A 14,752-nucleotide genomic window follows, 5' to 3' on the forward strand; every position below is an offset into this window, starting at 1 on the left:
AGCGAATTGAGGTGAAATACAGATGGGGCAAGACCATATCGAACAGCATCGCCGTTATATTGTAATTTCTTATGCGTTCATGTTTCTTGCATTGTTTACGGTTATTTTCGCGGCCTTTGCTTATCTGGTCGCTCGTAAAGTAGCTGTTGTGGATAATGCTGAAGTTTGGATTCATGCCCATGCGCTCTGGATTATGCGCAATGGTATTCTATTCCTCTTCATGTCAGTTTTTGCTGTTGTTTGGTTTATTCCTCTCTTCTTTTTTGCATGGAACAGCAATCTTTGGGTAACGGCATCAACAGTTGCTGGTGTTGTTTTTAGTGCTATTGCTTGGTTATTTTTATTAAATGCATGGTTAAAAGGCTTGTCTAAATATTTAAAAAATAAGGCAGTTTTTTAATATATCTATTTTTTAAACATTTTCCCCTTGTAAATTCGGCTAAAGCCCCCCATTTAGTCGGCAATAGAGTATTGATAAAATTTCCGTGAGGAGCACCGCCAAACATGGCTAAACGTGATTATTATGAGGTTTTAGGCGTTTCAAAAACCGCAAGTGATGATGAGATCAAAAAAGCCTATCGTAAATTGGCGATGAAATATCATCCTGACAGAAACCCTGACAATGCCGAGGCTGAAGAAAAGTTTAAAGAAGCTTCTGAAGCTTATGAGATTTTATCCGACAGCGAAAAGCGCAGCATGTATGACCGTATGGGACATAATGCATTTGAAGGCGGCTTTGGTGGCGCTGGTGGTGGCTTTGGCGGTTTCAGTGCAGAAGATATTTTCAGCCAGTTCGGTGATATCTTTGGTGGAGCGTTTGGTGGCGGCGGACGTCAGCAACGCCAACGTCGCGGTTCAGACTTACGCTATGTCATGGAACTTACCCTTGAGGAAGCTGTAAAAGGTGTTAAGAAAACAATTACCTTTACTGCTCCGGCACCATGTGATGTGTGTGATGGTAAAGGCTCTCAAAATCCAAAAGATGTAGAAACCTGTAAAACTTGTCATGGTTCAGGACAAGTACGTATGCAGCAAGGTTTCTTCTCTGTACAACAAACTTGTGGCACGTGTCGTGGCCAAGGCAAAATTATTAAAAACCCATGCCATGCATGTCATGGTTCAGGTGTAGCTGATCGCCAGCAAACATTGGAAGTTACTATTCCAGCGGGTGTCGACAATGGCGACCGCGTTCGTTTAAGTGGTAAAGGCGAGGCTATCCGTGATGGTCAAGCGGGTGACTTATACGTTGAAGTGGTTGTTCGTGAACACGAAATTTTCCAACGTGATGGCGCCGATTTATATATGGACGTACCAGTAAGCATTGCTGATGCTGCACTTGGTAAAGAAATTGAAATCCCGACTTTGGAAGGTCGCGTTAGCTTGAAGATTCCTGAGGGAACTCAAACAGGTAAATTATTCCGTTTACGTGGTAAGGGTGTTCGTCCTGTACGTAGCAGCATGGTGGGTGATTTGCTTTGCCGTATCGTCATAGAAACACCAGTCAACTTAACGTCTCGTCAACGTGAATTACTCAAAGAATTACAAGCATCTTTCGATGGCGAGGACAGTGCTTCTTCACCAAAGAAAAAATCATTCTTTGATCGTTTATTCGATTAATGCTTGATTAGATTGTAAATTAAAAAGAAGGCGGATATTCAAAAATATCCGCCTTTTTATTGCGCTGATTCATCTTATTATTTTTATTCTGCTTAAAAGAAAATGACTACCGACTACTCTGTAGGGTGAGCAACATCGATGTCGTCAACACTTACAATAAGTTCGTTTGATGCAACTGGAGCTACTACAGCAGCTTGAGTTACTGGTTTTACAGCTACTTTTACTGTTTCTACATCGGCGGTTTTTTCTTCAATGATTGGGTCAATATCTTCAACTTTAACTTCAGCAGTAGTATTGCTTGCTATGCTTGTTTGAGCTGTAGATATCGCCGCTTTCGCATTTACATTCGTGATAATGCGTGCTTTGGATAAGCTTTCTAGTGTGTCCCCTGGTTGGATTGCAGGCTCTGCAAATGCTACTGAACTCATCATCCCCATAACGGCTATTAAGCCCATAATTTTCGAATGCATGCTGAACTCCTTATAGTCATCTTTTTTTCATTCGTGGGTCCGTAGTGTGCAGATCAATTCTTTAACTTTTGTGAAAACTGATTAAATTTCGGTTCATCTTAAAAAATATTTTTTACTTTTTATTGTGAGCAAAGAGTTTTGATATAGTAAGCCAATTACGTAAAACACAAGATTGGGAAGGATTATGTCAGCAGCTCCACGCATTGGTATTTTGGGTGCAGGTGGCCGTATGGGTCGCACACTTATTCAGGCAGTTCAACAAGCAGGTTATCAATTGGCTGCAGCAGTAGAGCGTCCAGAGAGTAGTTTGGTCGGCACTGATGCTGGTGAACTTGCAGGAATTGGCTCAGTGGGGGTAAAGGTTTCAGGAAGTTTGACAGAAGTTCTTAAAGACTGTGATGTCATCATTGATTTTACTGCACCGGTTGCAACTGCTCAGCATTTAAAGCTATGCCGTGAAGCTGGGGTAGCCATGGTGATTGGAACAACAGGTATGTCCGATGAACAAAAAGCTGAGCTTGATGAAACGGCAACACATACACCTGTAGTATATGCGGCGAACTACTCTGTTGGCGTAAATGTATCAATCAAGTTACTTGAGCTTGCAGCTAAAGTATTTGGCGATACAGTAGATATTGAAGTGATTGAGGCTCACCACCGTCATAAAGTAGATGCACCATCTGGTACAGCGTTAATGATGGGTGAAGCAATTGCTGATACTTTAGGCCGTAACTTAAAAGAAGTTGCTGTTTATGGTCGTGAAGGGCATACAGGGCCACGTGACCGCCAAACCATTGGTTTTGAAACCATCCGTGGTGGCGATATTGTAGGTGAACACACTGTTATGTTTATTGGTGAAGGTGAGCGCGTTGAAGTGACTCACAAAGCCACTAACCGCATGAACTTTGCTGCAGGTGCAGTACGAGCTGCTGCATGGGTTGTAGGTCGTGAAGCGCGTAAATACGACATGAAAGATGTTTTAGGGTTGAACGACGTACAGGTGTAAGCCATCTGTACACGTCTTACATGTGGCGAGAAAAACAAGATAGAGCAGAACATGAATAAAAAACAAATTGCTTTGACCACTCTTCTTTGCTTAAGCAGCCTCTATGCAGGGGCTGCCTCTACAGACAAGGCGAAACTCAGCCTTGACCGTAATCATATTAAAGTGTGGACCTATCAGAAGGCTGATAACCCTGTCTTTCAGTACAAAGCTGAAACAACATTTGATGTACCCATTGAGCGTGCGGTGGCGGTGATTTTAGATGTAAATCGCGCAGCGCAGTGGGTGCCTTATATGGGTAAAGTTGAAATGCTTTCTCAGGATGAGAAGAAGGGCGAATTTACGTTATATATGGTGTTGGATTTTCCTTTTCCGCTAAAAGACCGCGATGTTGTGGTGAAAGGGAAAATGAGTAAAGCCGCTAATGGCACTATTACGATTAAGAACACAGCGATTAATAGTAATTATCCGATTCAGCCCGATGTGGTTCGTTTAACTCGTTATGAAGGTGAATGGACATTCCAGAAACTAGCGAATAACAAAGTTAAAGTAACCACGAGTGGTTATGCTGACCCAGCAGGTTCAATTCCTTTAAGCTTTGTAAATATGTTTGTTCAGCAGCAACCATATCAGATGCTGCTTAAAATGAAGCGGGAAGTAATGAACCCGATTTATGAGCAACCTAAATTGCCCGATATTTTAAAATAATAAGCGATAAAAAAAGCGCCTAAGATGAGGCGCTTTTTTTATTAGTCTGAACATTGCTGCAAACTTTGTGCAGAGCTGCTTTCGCGTTTGATTTGAAATAAAACTAACAACAAACCTAACCCAGCCAGTAATGCACCAGCAAATGATACTGCGTTATAACCCAAACCTAAATCGAGCACTACCGCACCTGCTGCCGCACCGACTGCGTTACCTAGATTAAACGCACCGATATTTACTGAAGAGGCAAGTCCTGGTGCTTCATGAGCAACTGACATTACACGCATTTGTAATGGCGGCACTAAAGCAAAGGTTGCTGCACCCCAGATTACTAAGGCAATGGCTGCTCCAGCCTGACTTTGTGCAAGCACTGGGAAAGACACCATCATGACAATCAACAAAATGAAAAAACCGATTAGAGTTTTATTGATGGACAAGTCTGCAAAACGACCACCTAAATGGTTACCAATTGAGAAACCAACACCAATTAATACCAACATGAACGTAATGAAGGTCGGTGAAGCATGGGTAAACTCAGTCAAACTTGGCGCAATATAGGTATATAGCGTAAACATTGCACCCGCACTAAGCACTGTGGTGAGTAGAGCCAGTACTACAGGAGTACGTGTTAATACTTTTAACTCAGCTTTCACATTTGGTTTTTTGGCAACCATACCTTGTGGCAGTGCCTTCCATAAAGCGAGCATGGTAATCACACCAAGCAAAGAGATTGCAAGGAAAGACATACGCCAGCCAATGTTTTGTCCAACCCATGTTGCCAACGGTACACCACCAATATTAGCAATGGTTAAACCCATAAACATGGTGGCGACAGCACTGGCTTGTTTGTGCGCGGGTACAATACTCGCTGCTACAACAGAACCAATCCCAAAGAAGGCGCCGTGGTTAAGGCTAGTAATGAGACGTGCACCTAATAAACTCATATAGCTTGGGGCAAATGCTGCAAGCAGGTTCCCGACCGTAAAGATCGCCATCAGAAAAATCAGAGCATTACGTCTAGCAAAACCACCAAACCATAGAGTCATGAATGGAGCACCTAACATCACGCCAAGTGCATAACCCGTAATTAACATTCCAGCTGTTGGAATGGAAATACCTAAATCATGAGCGATATTCGGAAGTAATCCCATTGGAGAAAATTCCGTGGTGCCAATGGCAAAGGCACCAATTGCCAATGCCAGTAACGAGAACGCCGTATTTGATTGAGTGTTCATGAGTTTAGTCCCAAACTGGTGCCCATGGCTCTGGGCTAACTTCACGACTGTTACGGTCGAGTTCAGCAATCATTTGCATTTCAGCTGAAGTTAACTCGATATCCTGTGCTTTTAAATTGCTAATCAGGTTTTCACGCTTAGTCGAAGATGGAATGACTGCAAAACCTCGTTGCAGTGCCCATGCCAATGCAATTTGTGCTGTTGTTGCTTTATGCGCTGCTGCAATTTCAGCTAGAACGGGGTCTTGAAGCACTTTGCCATATGCCAGTGTCATGTAGGAAGTGACATCTATGTTCTTGTCTTGTAAGAAATTTACAAGTTTATGGTTTTGAAGATAAGGACTTAGCTCAATCTGATTTGTCGCAATATGCTCTACACCGATTGTGTCAATGGCTTGTTGGGTAAGCTCAATATTGAAGTTTGAAATACCAATTTGTTTAGTAAGACCTTGTTGTTTCGCTTCAAGTAAAAGCTGCATAACTTCAGGAATCGAAACGCCCAAGTCCGGTGCTGGCCAGTGAATCAAAGTAAGATCGACATGGTCAGTACGAAGTTTTTGTAAGCTCTCTTTTAAGCTCGGAATAAACTTATCTTGCGCAAAATTATCTACCCAGATTTTTGTGGTTAGAAATAAGTCCTGACGCGCTACACCACTTTCAGCAATGGTTTGTCCAATCGCAGCTTCATTTTCATAGATTTGAGCTGTATCAATGACACGGTAACCTACTTCTAAAGCTGTTTTAACAGAATCAATCACCGCTTGTTCTTTAAGGCGATATGTTCCTAAACCAAAACGTGGGATATTCATGTGTTCACCTAAATTTAAATAATTGTTTAACTTGAGGTGCATTTTGCTTGGATTATTGTTGCGAAAAAATAGATGAATAAGCAAAATATCTTTGATGATTAGTCAATAATAGAATAAGTCATGAAATCAACAATTGAAGAACTGGTTGCCTTTATCACAATTGTTGATACAGGTTCCTTTGTAGCCGCAGCAGAACACTTAAAACAAACGCCTTCAGGAATGAGTCGTTCTCTTACACGTTTAGAAGCAAAGTTAGGCGTGACTTTGTTAGAGCGAACAACACGTAAGTTAAAACTCACACAAGAAGGGCAGCAGTTTCTTATCAAGGCTCGTAAAATTTTAAATGAGCTGAATGCTGCCGAAGAAGATTTGCAAAAGTCTGATCAGGGTACCGCGGGACTGATTCGTATTGATTCTGCAACGCCGTTTGTTTTGCACGTGATTGCACCATTAATGCATAAGTTCCGTAAGAGCTATCCCGACATTGAAATCGAAATAAATAGTAATGATCAGGTGATTGATCTATTACAACATAAGACCGATGTGGCATTTCGATTTGGGGAACTCAATGATTCGAGTCTTCATGCCAAGTTAGTGTGCAAGAGCCGTTTATATATTGTGGCAAGTCCAGAATATTTGGCGATCAAAGGTACACCGACTCAACCTGAACAACTTGAGCATCATGATTTGATTGGTTTTACCAGACCTGATTATATTAATAACTGGCCGATTAAAGTCGGAGATGAATATTTTTTCGCACAAGCACACATTAAAGCTTCAAGTGGTGAGACTGTGCGTCAGCTTACGGTTAGAGGACATGGTATTGCACGGCTATCTGAATTTGAAATTTGGAAAGATATTCAAGAGGGACGATTGACCGCGTTATTTGAAGATCAAATAGAACATCAATATCAAAGCATCCATGCTGTCTATTATCAACAAGAGCATCTACCAAAACGAATCCGTTTATTCATTGAGTTTTTGGCAGATCAATTAAAAGATGGTTTTAAAACCTGTCTCTAAACTTACCATAAGCATCACTTGGAAAATGAACTTCTAAAATAGGAGTCGTTTGTCCTTGTGATGAATGTTGAGATAAGAAATAGCTTTGTTGCTGTTCTCGACAACTAAAATATAAGTTTGAATAAACCGAATTTACCATGACAACTTCGTTTGAGTTATTACGTTTGTATTGATAATGAGAAATTGTATTGGCTTTATCATCAGTGCGCTGCTCTAGTTTGTAGTCTTGTTGGTTGGTCATTCTTAAATAACCTTCAATTAAACTCTGGCAAACCGTATGTCTGTGCTGTTCAGTTTTGGGTTGTGACTGGCAACCTGTCAAAATAATGGTAAACAATAATATAGCTTTTAATTTCATTATCTTACTACTCTTGGAGTTGATTTCTATAGCCTAAAGGTGTTCTATAAAGCAGTACAGATACAGAAATTTTTAAAAAAGCAGCACAGAATGACTTTTCAATATCAGGTTCTTGCCAATCAATTAGCACATCGTATTTACCAAGATGAGCTTAAACCTCATCAGAAACTTATTTCCTTACGAGATTTTGCCCGTCAGCACAGCATTAGTTTAAGTACGGCAAAAAGTTGTTATGAGTTACTCGAGGCGAGGGGACTCATTTATGTAAAGCCAAAGTCAGGTTATTTTGTGGTTGCTCGTACCCAATCTAGTCCTATTCCAGATAGTCCAGATTTCTTATCTTTGCCGCGACAAGTCTCCAATCTGGAGTTACATAACCAAATTCAGGAGGCTGCCTTACACAGTCATCTTGTACCACTGGGTTCGATTCAATTGACACCTCACTTTATTCCTGTTGAGGGTTTACGCCGTTCTATTCAACGCGCTTTAAAAAATTGTCAGCCCCAAGATTTTCTTTATTGTAATAAACAGGGTCATGAGCAGTTAAGAAAAGCACTATCTGATCATTGGCGTGAAGATGGGATTTTTATCGCGGCAGAAGATATTTTTATTACCAATGGCTGCATGCCTGCTTTATCTTTGGTGATTCAACATCTAACAGAAGTAGGCGATAGTATTTTAATTCCGACGCCTACTTTTAATGGACAATTACAGCTTATAGCAAGTTTAAAACGACAGATTATTGAAATTCCAGCGCATCATCGTGGTATCGATCTTGAGCGCTTAGAATCATTTATGAAGCAGGGTTTAGCTAAAGTTTGCTTAATGACAGCCAACTATCAGAACCCATTGGGATACTGTTTAAGTAATGCAGAAAAACAAAAGATTGCCGAATTAGCAGCAAAGTATCAGTGTTTTATTATTGAAGACGATATTTATGGAGAGTGTGGCTACAGTGGTGAGCGACCATTACCCATTCGATATTGGGACCGTGAAGGCTATGTAATTTGGTGTGGATCGGTTTCTAAGTCATTATCGAGTGCATATCGCGTAGGGTGGTTCTGTTTAAGCGCGAAGCTACAGCATTTAAGGCTTGAGCTGGTAGCCAGTAATATTGGGGTTAATACACCGCTACAATTAGGCTTAGCTGATTTTATTTATAGTCGAGGTTATCGAGAGCACTTAGAGCAGTTAAGACCGAATTTGATGCGGCAAGTCGAGGAGTATCGTAGTTGTATTTTAAATGCTTTCGAAGGTATTCCAATTGCATTGAGCCAACCAGAAGGAGGTTATGCCTTATGGATGCAGTTACCTAAAACTGTAGATAGTTTGGCGCTCTATTACACTGCAAAATCTCACGGAATTACCGTAGTTCCCGGGCATGTTTTTGGTGAGGATGAACGCTATCGGCATTTTATTCGATTAAATGCAGGTCATGAGTTAACAGTAGATGTCCGCCAAGCGATTAAACACTTGGCGAACTGGTCACGACAACAGATGAAAACTGTAAGTTAGGTTTATTCTGCGAAGTCTGCTTTAAGTACAATTCGGTAACGTGCTTGACCTGAGTGTAGACGTTCAATTGCTTCATTGAGCTGTGACATTGGAAACAGCTCAATTTGAGGCGCAATTTTTTTGCGTGCAGCAAACTTTAAAAGCTGACGTAGTGCAGCAGGTGAGCCTGTAGGTGAACCAGTCACTGACTTAGCACCACCAATAAGAGAGCCAACAGAAACAGGAACAGGCTCAAGCGTAAGACCTAAGAAATGTAAGGTTCCGTTTGGTGCCAGTGTTGCAATAAAAGCAGACCAATTTAGAGTCACATTCACGGTACTCAGCAATAAATCGAATTTACCTTTTTGAGCTTTTACTGCGTTGGTATCGCGGCTATTGACGACATGGTCGGCTCCCATTGCTTTAAGCTCTTCTGTTTTGTCTGGGTTAGAACTAAATGCCGTGATTTCACATCCCCAACCTTTAAGGAGCTTAATCGCCATATGACCTAAACCGCCAATGCCAATCACACCCACATGATGGGTTGCCTGAATCTTGTGTTTGAGGAGTGGATCAAAAACGGTAATTCCGCCACAAAGTAGGGGACCTGCACTTTCTGGGTCTAAATCTTCAGGAAGGGGAATTGCCCACTGCCAACCTGCACGAACTTTATCGGCAAAACCACCAGCATGCCCGACGATTGTTGCAACATTTTTGCCCGTACAAAGTACTTGCTGACCACCAATACATTCATCACACGATTGGCAACTTTCAGCTGTCCAGCCGATACCAACACGTTGCCCGATTTGTAGACCTTTGGCTTCTGAACCCAAAGCTACAATTCTTCCAATAATTTCATGACCTGCAACCACAGGGTAGACAGTCGAGCGCCATTCATTATTCAGAACTGAAATATCAGAATGACATAAACCACAGTATTCAACTTTTACTTCAACCTGATGCGGTTGTAATTCACCTGCGTCAAATTGGTAAGGAACCAGTTTTTCACCTTCTTGCATTGCAGCATAGGCCTGAATCGTATTGTTGCTCATCGGAAACTCCTTAAGCGGATTTGAACCGTTCTGGTGGGTTATGAAGCTTTAAATTGACAATCGTTTTCATGATCATCGACCATACCTACAGCCTGCATAAACGCATAGCAAGTGGTTGGGCCGACAAATTTAAAACCATTCTTTTTAAGAGTCTTGGAAAGTTTTACACTGAGTTCAGTCTGTGCAGGAGCCTGACGGTAGTCTGCAACATCATTGTTTTGTGGAGCCGCATCTACAAACTGCCAAAGCCATGTCGGTACATCACCAATTTGTGCTTTTAGTGCTTGCCAAGCAATCGCATTATCACGAATAGCTTTGAGTTTACCCAAGTGACGAATTAAGCCTGCATCGGATAATTTTAATTCTAAAAAGTCATCAGTAAATGAAGCAATATCTTCAATTGGATGATTAAAAAAGTGTTGACGGTAGCTTTCTCTTTTTTTCAGTACGGTAATCCATGATAAGCCAGCTTGCTGACCTTCGAGGCAAAGCATTTCAAATAACCGTGCTTCGTCGTGTTCTGGCTTACCCCATTCTTCATCATGATAGGCAATATAAAGGGGATCGTCGGAACACCATCCGCAACGTTGAGTTTTCATGATAATGCTCCTTATATTTATCTTAGAATTTTAAAGTTTAAATAACACCCATTCATTTGGGCGAGTATCCCAATAATACAGTTCAGCTTGAGTTAAGTCTTCAAACTTTAGCCAAAAGTCTTTGCCTACTTTATCTGAAAAACCGGTACTGATTAGCAGGGCATCATCGCTGATTTCCATGATCCAGCCTTGATAGCTATTGCCATTTAAAATGATCTTTTGCTGGTTGCCCGACTCGGCAAACTCTACTAAGCGATTGATCAGCGCTTCCGACATAAAATGTTCCTAGCGTAAATATGAATAAGGGTTAACGGCACCACGTCCTTTACCATCTAGATAAAGACCATAGTGGAGATGAGGTGAAGTATAACGTGCATTGCCCGTGTTGCCGACATATCCAATTAAATCGCCCTTTTTGACATAGTCACCTACATTTAGCCCACGTTTATGACCGTCAAGATGAGCATAATAATGCCATGTTCCTGCTGGACCTAAAATCCAGATGACTTTGCCGCCGAGGTTATTGTTACGAAGATCAGCAATGAGTCCTTCGGTTGTGCTATACACTTTGGTTCCACGTGGAGCCAAAATATCAATTCCTTCATGGCTACGGCCTTGACTACGCGCAGCTCCCCACGTGTCTTTTAGTTCATCTCGATCGACACCTTTTACAGGTACAGGTAGTCGATTTGGAAGCTGCATACTTTTGAGCTTACTGACTTGAGTCGGGGAAAGTGGTGTAGGCCTTTTAGGTGCACTGGCACAAGCTGCCAATAGAATAATGAGAAAACCAAGTGAGAGATGAGAAACAAAACGTCGCACGAAATACTCCCTGTCATAGTTATATCAAAATTATTTTGACCACTATGTCATGAACGGCTAGTCGAGATCAATTTTTTCATTGCAGTTGGTACGCCTTTGGAAATTGCTTGTTCTGGAGTCAACCATTGGCCTTCAAGCTCAATCGACAGATGTTCTTTTTGATCAGGTTCCACGTGGAACACATGAGCATTAAGTAGCCATGTGAAATGAGTGAAGCTATGACTAATCTGAAAAGTTTGTGCTTGAGGCTGCAATTTAAATTGCTGGCTTATGCTCAGTCGTTCATGTTCATTTTCTAAAATAGGTAAACAGAATAAACCACCCCATAGACCATGGGCTTGGCGTTGTTGCCAGAACCATTCATCTTCACACTGAATAATAAGAACGTCTGCCGTTTTAACAGGCGGAGTTTTTTTAGGTTTTTTAAAAGGTAGTTCTTGTTCTAAACCTTGTTGGTAGGCCTGACAATGAGCTTGCATTGGACAATATAAACACAGCGGTTTTTTAGGCGTACAGATAGTTGCACCTAAGTCCATTATGGCTTGAGTATAGTCATGGTTACGATGCGTAGGGCAAAGCTCTTCAGCGAGTTTCCACATTTCACGTTCATGCTGTGGCTTACTTAAGTCATCTTCAATGGCAAAGAAACGCGCTAAAACACGTTTCACATTGCCGTCCATAATCACACCGTACTGACGCAAACCTAAAGACATAAGTGCGCCTGCTGTAGAGCGTCCAATGCCGGATAGAGCAATCCATTCTTCTAGGGTTTCAGGAAATTTACCTTGCTGTGCTACAAGGCCAGCGGCTTTATGCAAATTGCGAGCACGAGCGTAATAGCCAAGGCCAGCCCAATAAGGAGCGACATCATCCCAAGTTGCATGACCTAAAGCTTCTACCGTTGGAAAGCGCTCCATGAAGCGATCAAAATATTGCAGAACCGTTTTCACCTGAGTCTGCTGTAACATAATTTCAGAAACCCAAACCTTGTATGGATCATCTGCAACTTGCCAAGGCAAATCGTGACGACCATGTTGATCGAACCAGTTTAAGAGGGCATCAGAAAAAGAAAATTCAGGCATGAACAGCTATAGAAGAAAAGTAAGGGGTAAATTATAGCTGAAATTAGAGAGAAGTTTTGTTTAAAGCAGGCAATCAAAATGAGCCTGTTAAAACAGAGATCACTTGAAAATAAGTGGTCTCTGCTTCAAGCATAAAGAGGATTAATCCTCTTTTACGCCCCAACGTTGATCAAGTTTCAACGGTTGGTTTTTGTAGTATGGAATGACATGAATGTGGAAATGGTCAGAGCTTTGACCAAACACTTCACCATCATTAAAGCCGATATGAAAACCGGCAGGCTGATGACGAAGCTGGGTTTCGTGGCGGGCAATTTCAAGAAGTGTAAGTAAGCCTTGATGTTCTTTAGAGGTAATATCAAAGAACGAGTTGACGTGACGTAATGGAGTTACGACACAGTGGCCTTTAGACAACGGATTTGGGTCAGGTAAAATTACAGCAAATTCATTCTTATCAATGATGTCATATTCATCAAATTCGCAATACGGACATTTCTTGTCAGCCATTGTTGTATCCTCTCATGTTATTCCATTAAACCCCGAGTGCGGGAAATAAGACTAGGCTTTGCTCTAGCTCAACGGGAGTATAGTTATTGAAGTATGGTTTAAAAAATACAGTAAAAATATTGCAAAGTCATAAACATTTAAGGGAGCAAATGCAAAAAACATTTGCTCCAAATTTGCTTCTTTTATTTTAAAGTACGTTCTAACAAAGCGTACATTTTAGCAAGGCCTTGTTTCTCCGCTTCGCTGTTGTAGCCAAGGTCTACACCATTCGCTTTCGCTTTTTCATCTGCAAGCGGGTTACTAAAGCCATGTTTAGCACCTTTTAAAACCACTACCTCATGTTTAACTTCAGCAGCTTGCATCTCTTTTTCAAAATTAGCAACATCTTCTAAGGTGACCATGGTGTCTTGTTCACCATGTAGAACTAAAACCTCACCTTGAATGTTGCCTTTTTGAGCAGGTGCTTTCGGTGCTAATGTAGCATGGAATGTCACAACTGCTTTAAGTGGTGCACCTGAGCGCGCAAGGTCTAATACAACTTTACCACCATAGCAAAAGCCAATTGCAGCCAGTTTTTCACTATTTACTTCTGGTTGTGCAGCAAGTGTCTGAAGTGCTGCATTGGCACGATCAGTCACCGTGTCTAACTCTTCAAATGTTTGCATCATCCATTCATATGCTTGAGCTGCGGTTGATGTGACTTTTTTATCGCCATACATGTCAATCGCAAGAGCCGCATAGCCGTGTTCAGCAAGTTCACGTGCGCGTTGTTCAGTATATTCATTACGGCCCCACCATTCAGGACCAATAATAATACCGGGTACAGGTGTTTCACTTTCTGGAGCTGCAAAATAACCAATTAAATGGCTGCCGTCTGGTGCAGTATATTGAATTTCACGGGTTTTAATTGCTGTACTCATGACATTAATCCTGAAATTAAACTTGGTTTAAACACGCTTGATTAAAGCATAAAAAAATAAAAGTCATATGAATAACTATGTAAAAATCTACCTCAAAAGAAAAAGATAGAAACATTTAGGCAATAAAAAAGAAGGAAACAATTTCCTTCTTTTTATGTAGTCATGATTGAATTAGGTTCGGCCTCGCGAAATAAAACCAATAACTGCGAGAATTACAGCCACAACCAATAAAATCACGGCAAAGTCTTTAGATAACCCTGCAACACCACCAAACCCTAATAGACTGGCAATGAGTGCAATCACTGCAAAAATTATTGCCCAACGGAACATAATGTTGTCCTCCTTATTTTTCATTGTGTTTTTACTATATAGTGGCTTTTTTGCACGGAATGTGTCGTTTATGTGGTTGAAATGTATATTAAACAATCATTTTGTGATGCTAAAAATACAGTTTCTTTCCTTAAGCACAGTGCCTTCAATGCTATAATCTGACTTTGCTTTATGTATACAGCCGTTAAAACCTATGTCTACCGAGACCTCACTTCGTCCATTATTTTGGAAAAATTACACGCTAGAGCAGCTTACTCAGGCTGAGTGGGAAGCTTTGTGCGATGGGTGTGGTTTATGTTGCTTGGTCAAGCTAGAAGATGAAGATACTCATGAGGTTGCTTACACCAAGGTAGCGTGTAAATTGCTTGATTGTGGTACAGGGCGTTGTACCGATTATCCAAATCGTCAGCAGCAAGTGCCTGACTGTTTACAGTTGACGCCAGAAAGCTTAAAAACAATTCACTGGTTACCTTCAAGTTGTGCCTATAAACGTCTGAATGAGGGTAAAAATTTACCTTCTTGGCATTATTTAAATACGGGTACGAGACAAAGCGTAGTTAAGGCAAAAAAATCTGTTGCAGGGCGTTGTATTCCTGAAACTGATGTACATGAAGATGATCTTGAAGATTATGTGGTACGTTGGGTGCGTTAATACGCTCCCAATGGACATTTTTAATTACAGCGTATAATAAAGTAACATTTTAATCGTAAAGTTTTTAACCATCTCCGT

Annotated in this window: 19 protein-coding genes; 7 read left to right on the forward strand and 12 right to left on the reverse strand. The window is 41.2% G+C overall.

Annotated features, from left to right (window positions below; all coding sequences use genetic code 11):
• Nucleotides 1-22 precede the first annotated feature (22 nt).
• A complete protein-coding gene (locus MSG95_RS08750; protein ID WP_004704698.1) occupies nucleotides 23-400 on the forward strand; it encodes a hypothetical protein in 378 nt (125 codons plus the stop codon).
• 104 nt (nucleotides 401-504) lie between these two features.
• Complete coding sequence (dnaJ, locus tag MSG95_RS08755; RefSeq protein WP_004704700.1) at nucleotides 505-1,617, forward strand: molecular chaperone DnaJ; 1,113 nt, start codon at nucleotides 505-507, stop codon at nucleotides 1,615-1,617.
• A 113-nt stretch (nucleotides 1,618-1,730) separates the two neighbouring features.
• On the opposite strand, the gene MSG95_RS08760 is transcribed toward dnaJ, so the two are convergent.
• Entirely contained in the window at nucleotides 1,731-2,087 is a 357-nt protein-coding gene (locus tag MSG95_RS08760; RefSeq protein ID WP_077165349.1) for a hypothetical protein, read from the reverse strand.
• 184 nt (nucleotides 2,088-2,271) lie between these two features.
• Here MSG95_RS08760 and dapB point away from each other — a divergent pair, with 184 nt between their 5' ends.
• Together dapB and MSG95_RS08770 are read left to right on the forward strand one after the other, a co-directional pair.
• Nucleotides 2,272-3,093: a 4-hydroxy-tetrahydrodipicolinate reductase gene (dapB, locus tag MSG95_RS08765; protein WP_004704703.1), complete on the forward strand. Its 822-nt coding sequence runs from the start codon at nucleotides 2,272-2,274 to the stop codon at nucleotides 3,091-3,093.
• A gap of 51 nt (nucleotides 3,094-3,144) precedes the next feature.
• A complete protein-coding gene (locus MSG95_RS08770; RefSeq protein ID WP_004704705.1) occupies nucleotides 3,145-3,798 on the forward strand; it encodes an START domain-containing protein in 654 nt (217 codons plus the stop codon).
• Between the two features lie 41 nt (nucleotides 3,799-3,839).
• Here MSG95_RS08770 and MSG95_RS08775 read toward each other — a convergent pair whose 3' ends face one another.
• Both MSG95_RS08775 and dkgB read right to left on the reverse strand, forming a co-directional pair.
• The gene (locus tag MSG95_RS08775) at nucleotides 3,840-5,030 is read right to left on the reverse strand and encodes an MFS transporter (protein ID WP_077165348.1); all 1,191 of its coding nucleotides are present in this window, start codon (nucleotides 5,028-5,030) and stop codon (nucleotides 3,840-3,842) included.
• A gap of 4 nt (nucleotides 5,031-5,034) precedes the next feature.
• Entirely contained in the window at nucleotides 5,035-5,838 is an 804-nt protein-coding gene (dkgB, locus tag MSG95_RS08780; RefSeq protein ID WP_077165347.1) for a 2,5-didehydrogluconate reductase DkgB, read from the reverse strand.
• Between the two features lie 120 nt (nucleotides 5,839-5,958).
• On the opposite strand from dkgB, the gene MSG95_RS08785 reads away from it, so the two are divergent.
• Nucleotides 5,959-6,861: a LysR family transcriptional regulator gene (locus MSG95_RS08785; protein ID WP_077163774.1), complete on the forward strand. Its 903-nt coding sequence runs from the start codon at nucleotides 5,959-5,961 to the stop codon at nucleotides 6,859-6,861.
• Here MSG95_RS08785 and MSG95_RS08790 read toward each other — a convergent pair.
• Entirely contained in the window at nucleotides 6,845-7,219 is a 375-nt protein-coding gene (locus MSG95_RS08790) for a hypothetical protein (protein WP_077165346.1), read from the reverse strand. The genes MSG95_RS08785 and MSG95_RS08790 overlap by 17 nt on opposite strands.
• A gap of 90 nt (nucleotides 7,220-7,309) precedes the next feature.
• Between MSG95_RS08790 and MSG95_RS08800 the strand changes: the two genes are divergently transcribed.
• Nucleotides 7,310-8,734 carry a PLP-dependent aminotransferase family protein gene (locus MSG95_RS08800; protein ID WP_077165345.1) on the forward strand — a complete coding sequence of 475 codons (1,425 nt, stop codon included), beginning with the start codon at nucleotides 7,310-7,312 and terminating at the stop codon, nucleotides 8,732-8,734.
• 2 nt (nucleotides 8,735-8,736) lie between these two features.
• Here MSG95_RS08800 and ahr read toward each other — a convergent pair whose 3' ends face one another.
• The 8 genes from ahr to MSG95_RS08840 all read right to left on the reverse strand — a co-directional run bounded on the left by ahr (nucleotide 8,737) and on the right by MSG95_RS08840 (nucleotide 14,022).
• Nucleotides 8,737-9,765 carry an NADPH-dependent aldehyde reductase Ahr gene (gene ahr / locus MSG95_RS08805; protein WP_324624624.1) on the reverse strand — a complete coding sequence of 343 codons (1,029 nt, stop codon included), beginning with the start codon at nucleotides 9,763-9,765 and terminating at the stop codon, nucleotides 8,737-8,739.
• A gap of 38 nt (nucleotides 9,766-9,803) precedes the next feature.
• A complete protein-coding gene (locus tag MSG95_RS08810) occupies nucleotides 9,804-10,364 on the reverse strand; it encodes a DNA-3-methyladenine glycosylase I (RefSeq protein ID WP_049066753.1) in 561 nt (186 codons plus the stop codon).
• 30 nt (nucleotides 10,365-10,394) lie between these two features.
• Nucleotides 10,395-10,640 carry a hypothetical protein gene (locus MSG95_RS08815; protein WP_001287364.1) on the reverse strand — a complete coding sequence of 82 codons (246 nt, stop codon included), beginning with the start codon at nucleotides 10,638-10,640 and terminating at the stop codon, nucleotides 10,395-10,397.
• Nucleotides 10,641-10,649: 9 nt separating this feature from the next.
• Nucleotides 10,650-11,186: a M23 family metallopeptidase gene (locus tag MSG95_RS08820; RefSeq protein WP_077165344.1), complete on the reverse strand. Its 537-nt coding sequence runs from the start codon at nucleotides 11,184-11,186 to the stop codon at nucleotides 10,650-10,652.
• A 47-nt stretch (nucleotides 11,187-11,233) separates the two neighbouring features.
• Nucleotides 11,234-12,268, reverse strand: coding sequence for an A/G-specific adenine glycosylase (gene mutY, locus MSG95_RS08825; protein WP_077165343.1), 1,035 nt, complete (start codon nucleotides 12,266-12,268; stop codon nucleotides 11,234-11,236).
• 141 nt (nucleotides 12,269-12,409) lie between these two features.
• A complete protein-coding gene (locus tag MSG95_RS08830; protein WP_039253978.1) occupies nucleotides 12,410-12,772 on the reverse strand; it encodes an HIT family protein in 363 nt (120 codons plus the stop codon).
• Nucleotides 12,773-12,954: 182 nt separating this feature from the next.
• The gene (locus MSG95_RS08835) at nucleotides 12,955-13,692 is read right to left on the reverse strand and encodes a dienelactone hydrolase family protein (RefSeq protein ID WP_004704724.1); all 738 of its coding nucleotides are present in this window, start codon (nucleotides 13,690-13,692) and stop codon (nucleotides 12,955-12,957) included.
• A 171-nt stretch (nucleotides 13,693-13,863) separates the two neighbouring features.
• A complete protein-coding gene (locus MSG95_RS08840; protein WP_002053759.1) occupies nucleotides 13,864-14,022 on the reverse strand; it encodes a DUF1328 domain-containing protein in 159 nt (52 codons plus the stop codon).
• A gap of 193 nt (nucleotides 14,023-14,215) precedes the next feature.
• On the opposite strand from MSG95_RS08840, the gene MSG95_RS08845 reads away from it, so the two are divergent.
• Nucleotides 14,216-14,674: a YcgN family cysteine cluster protein gene (locus tag MSG95_RS08845; RefSeq protein ID WP_077165342.1), complete on the forward strand. Its 459-nt coding sequence runs from the start codon at nucleotides 14,216-14,218 to the stop codon at nucleotides 14,672-14,674.
• Nucleotides 14,675-14,752: the final 78 nt, after the last annotated feature.

This window comes from Acinetobacter sp. IK23, from assembly GCF_035615275.1.
Lineage (GTDB): Bacteria > Pseudomonadota > Gammaproteobacteria > Pseudomonadales > Moraxellaceae > Acinetobacter > Acinetobacter seifertii.

Coding starts and splice junctions, on each gene's coding strand:
- MSG95_RS08750 (WP_004704698.1), top strand. CDS start 23: ATGGGGCAAGACCATATCGAACAGCATCGCCGTTATATTGTAATTTCT.
- dnaJ (WP_004704700.1), top strand. CDS start 505: ATGGCTAAACGTGATTATTATGAGGTTTTAGGCGTTTCAAAAACCGCA.
- MSG95_RS08760 (WP_077165349.1), bottom strand. CDS start 2,087: ATGCATTCGAAAATTATGGGCTTAATAGCCGTTATGGGGATGATGAGT.
- dapB (WP_004704703.1), top strand. CDS start 2,272: ATGTCAGCAGCTCCACGCATTGGTATTTTGGGTGCAGGTGGCCGTATG.
- MSG95_RS08770 (WP_004704705.1), top strand. CDS start 3,145: ATGAATAAAAAACAAATTGCTTTGACCACTCTTCTTTGCTTAAGCAGC.
- MSG95_RS08775 (WP_077165348.1), bottom strand. CDS start 5,030: ATGAACACTCAATCAAATACGGCGTTCTCGTTACTGGCATTGGCAATT.
- dkgB (WP_077165347.1), bottom strand. CDS start 5,838: ATGAATATCCCACGTTTTGGTTTAGGAACATATCGCCTTAAAGAACAA.
- MSG95_RS08785 (WP_077163774.1), top strand. CDS start 5,959: ATGAAATCAACAATTGAAGAACTGGTTGCCTTTATCACAATTGTTGAT.
- MSG95_RS08790 (WP_077165346.1), bottom strand. CDS start 7,219: ATGAAATTAAAAGCTATATTATTGTTTACCATTATTTTGACAGGTTGC.
- MSG95_RS08800 (WP_077165345.1), top strand. CDS start 7,310: ATGACTTTTCAATATCAGGTTCTTGCCAATCAATTAGCACATCGTATT.
- ahr (WP_324624624.1), bottom strand. CDS start 9,765: ATGAGCAACAATACGATTCAGGCCTATGCTGCAATGCAAGAAGGTGAA.
- MSG95_RS08810 (WP_049066753.1), bottom strand. CDS start 10,364: ATGAAAACTCAACGTTGCGGATGGTGTTCCGACGATCCCCTTTATATT.
- MSG95_RS08815 (WP_001287364.1), bottom strand. CDS start 10,640: ATGTCGGAAGCGCTGATCAATCGCTTAGTAGAGTTTGCCGAGTCGGGC.
- mutY (WP_077165343.1), bottom strand. CDS start 12,268: ATGCCTGAATTTTCTTTTTCTGATGCCCTCTTAAACTGGTTCGATCAA.
- MSG95_RS08830 (WP_039253978.1), bottom strand. CDS start 12,772: ATGGCTGACAAGAAATGTCCGTATTGCGAATTTGATGAATATGACATC.
- MSG95_RS08835 (WP_004704724.1), bottom strand. CDS start 13,692: ATGAGTACAGCAATTAAAACCCGTGAAATTCAATATACTGCACCAGAC.
- MSG95_RS08840 (WP_002053759.1), bottom strand. CDS start 14,022: ATGTTCCGTTGGGCAATAATTTTTGCAGTGATTGCACTCATTGCCAGT.
- MSG95_RS08845 (WP_077165342.1), top strand. CDS start 14,216: ATGTCTACCGAGACCTCACTTCGTCCATTATTTTGGAAAAATTACACG.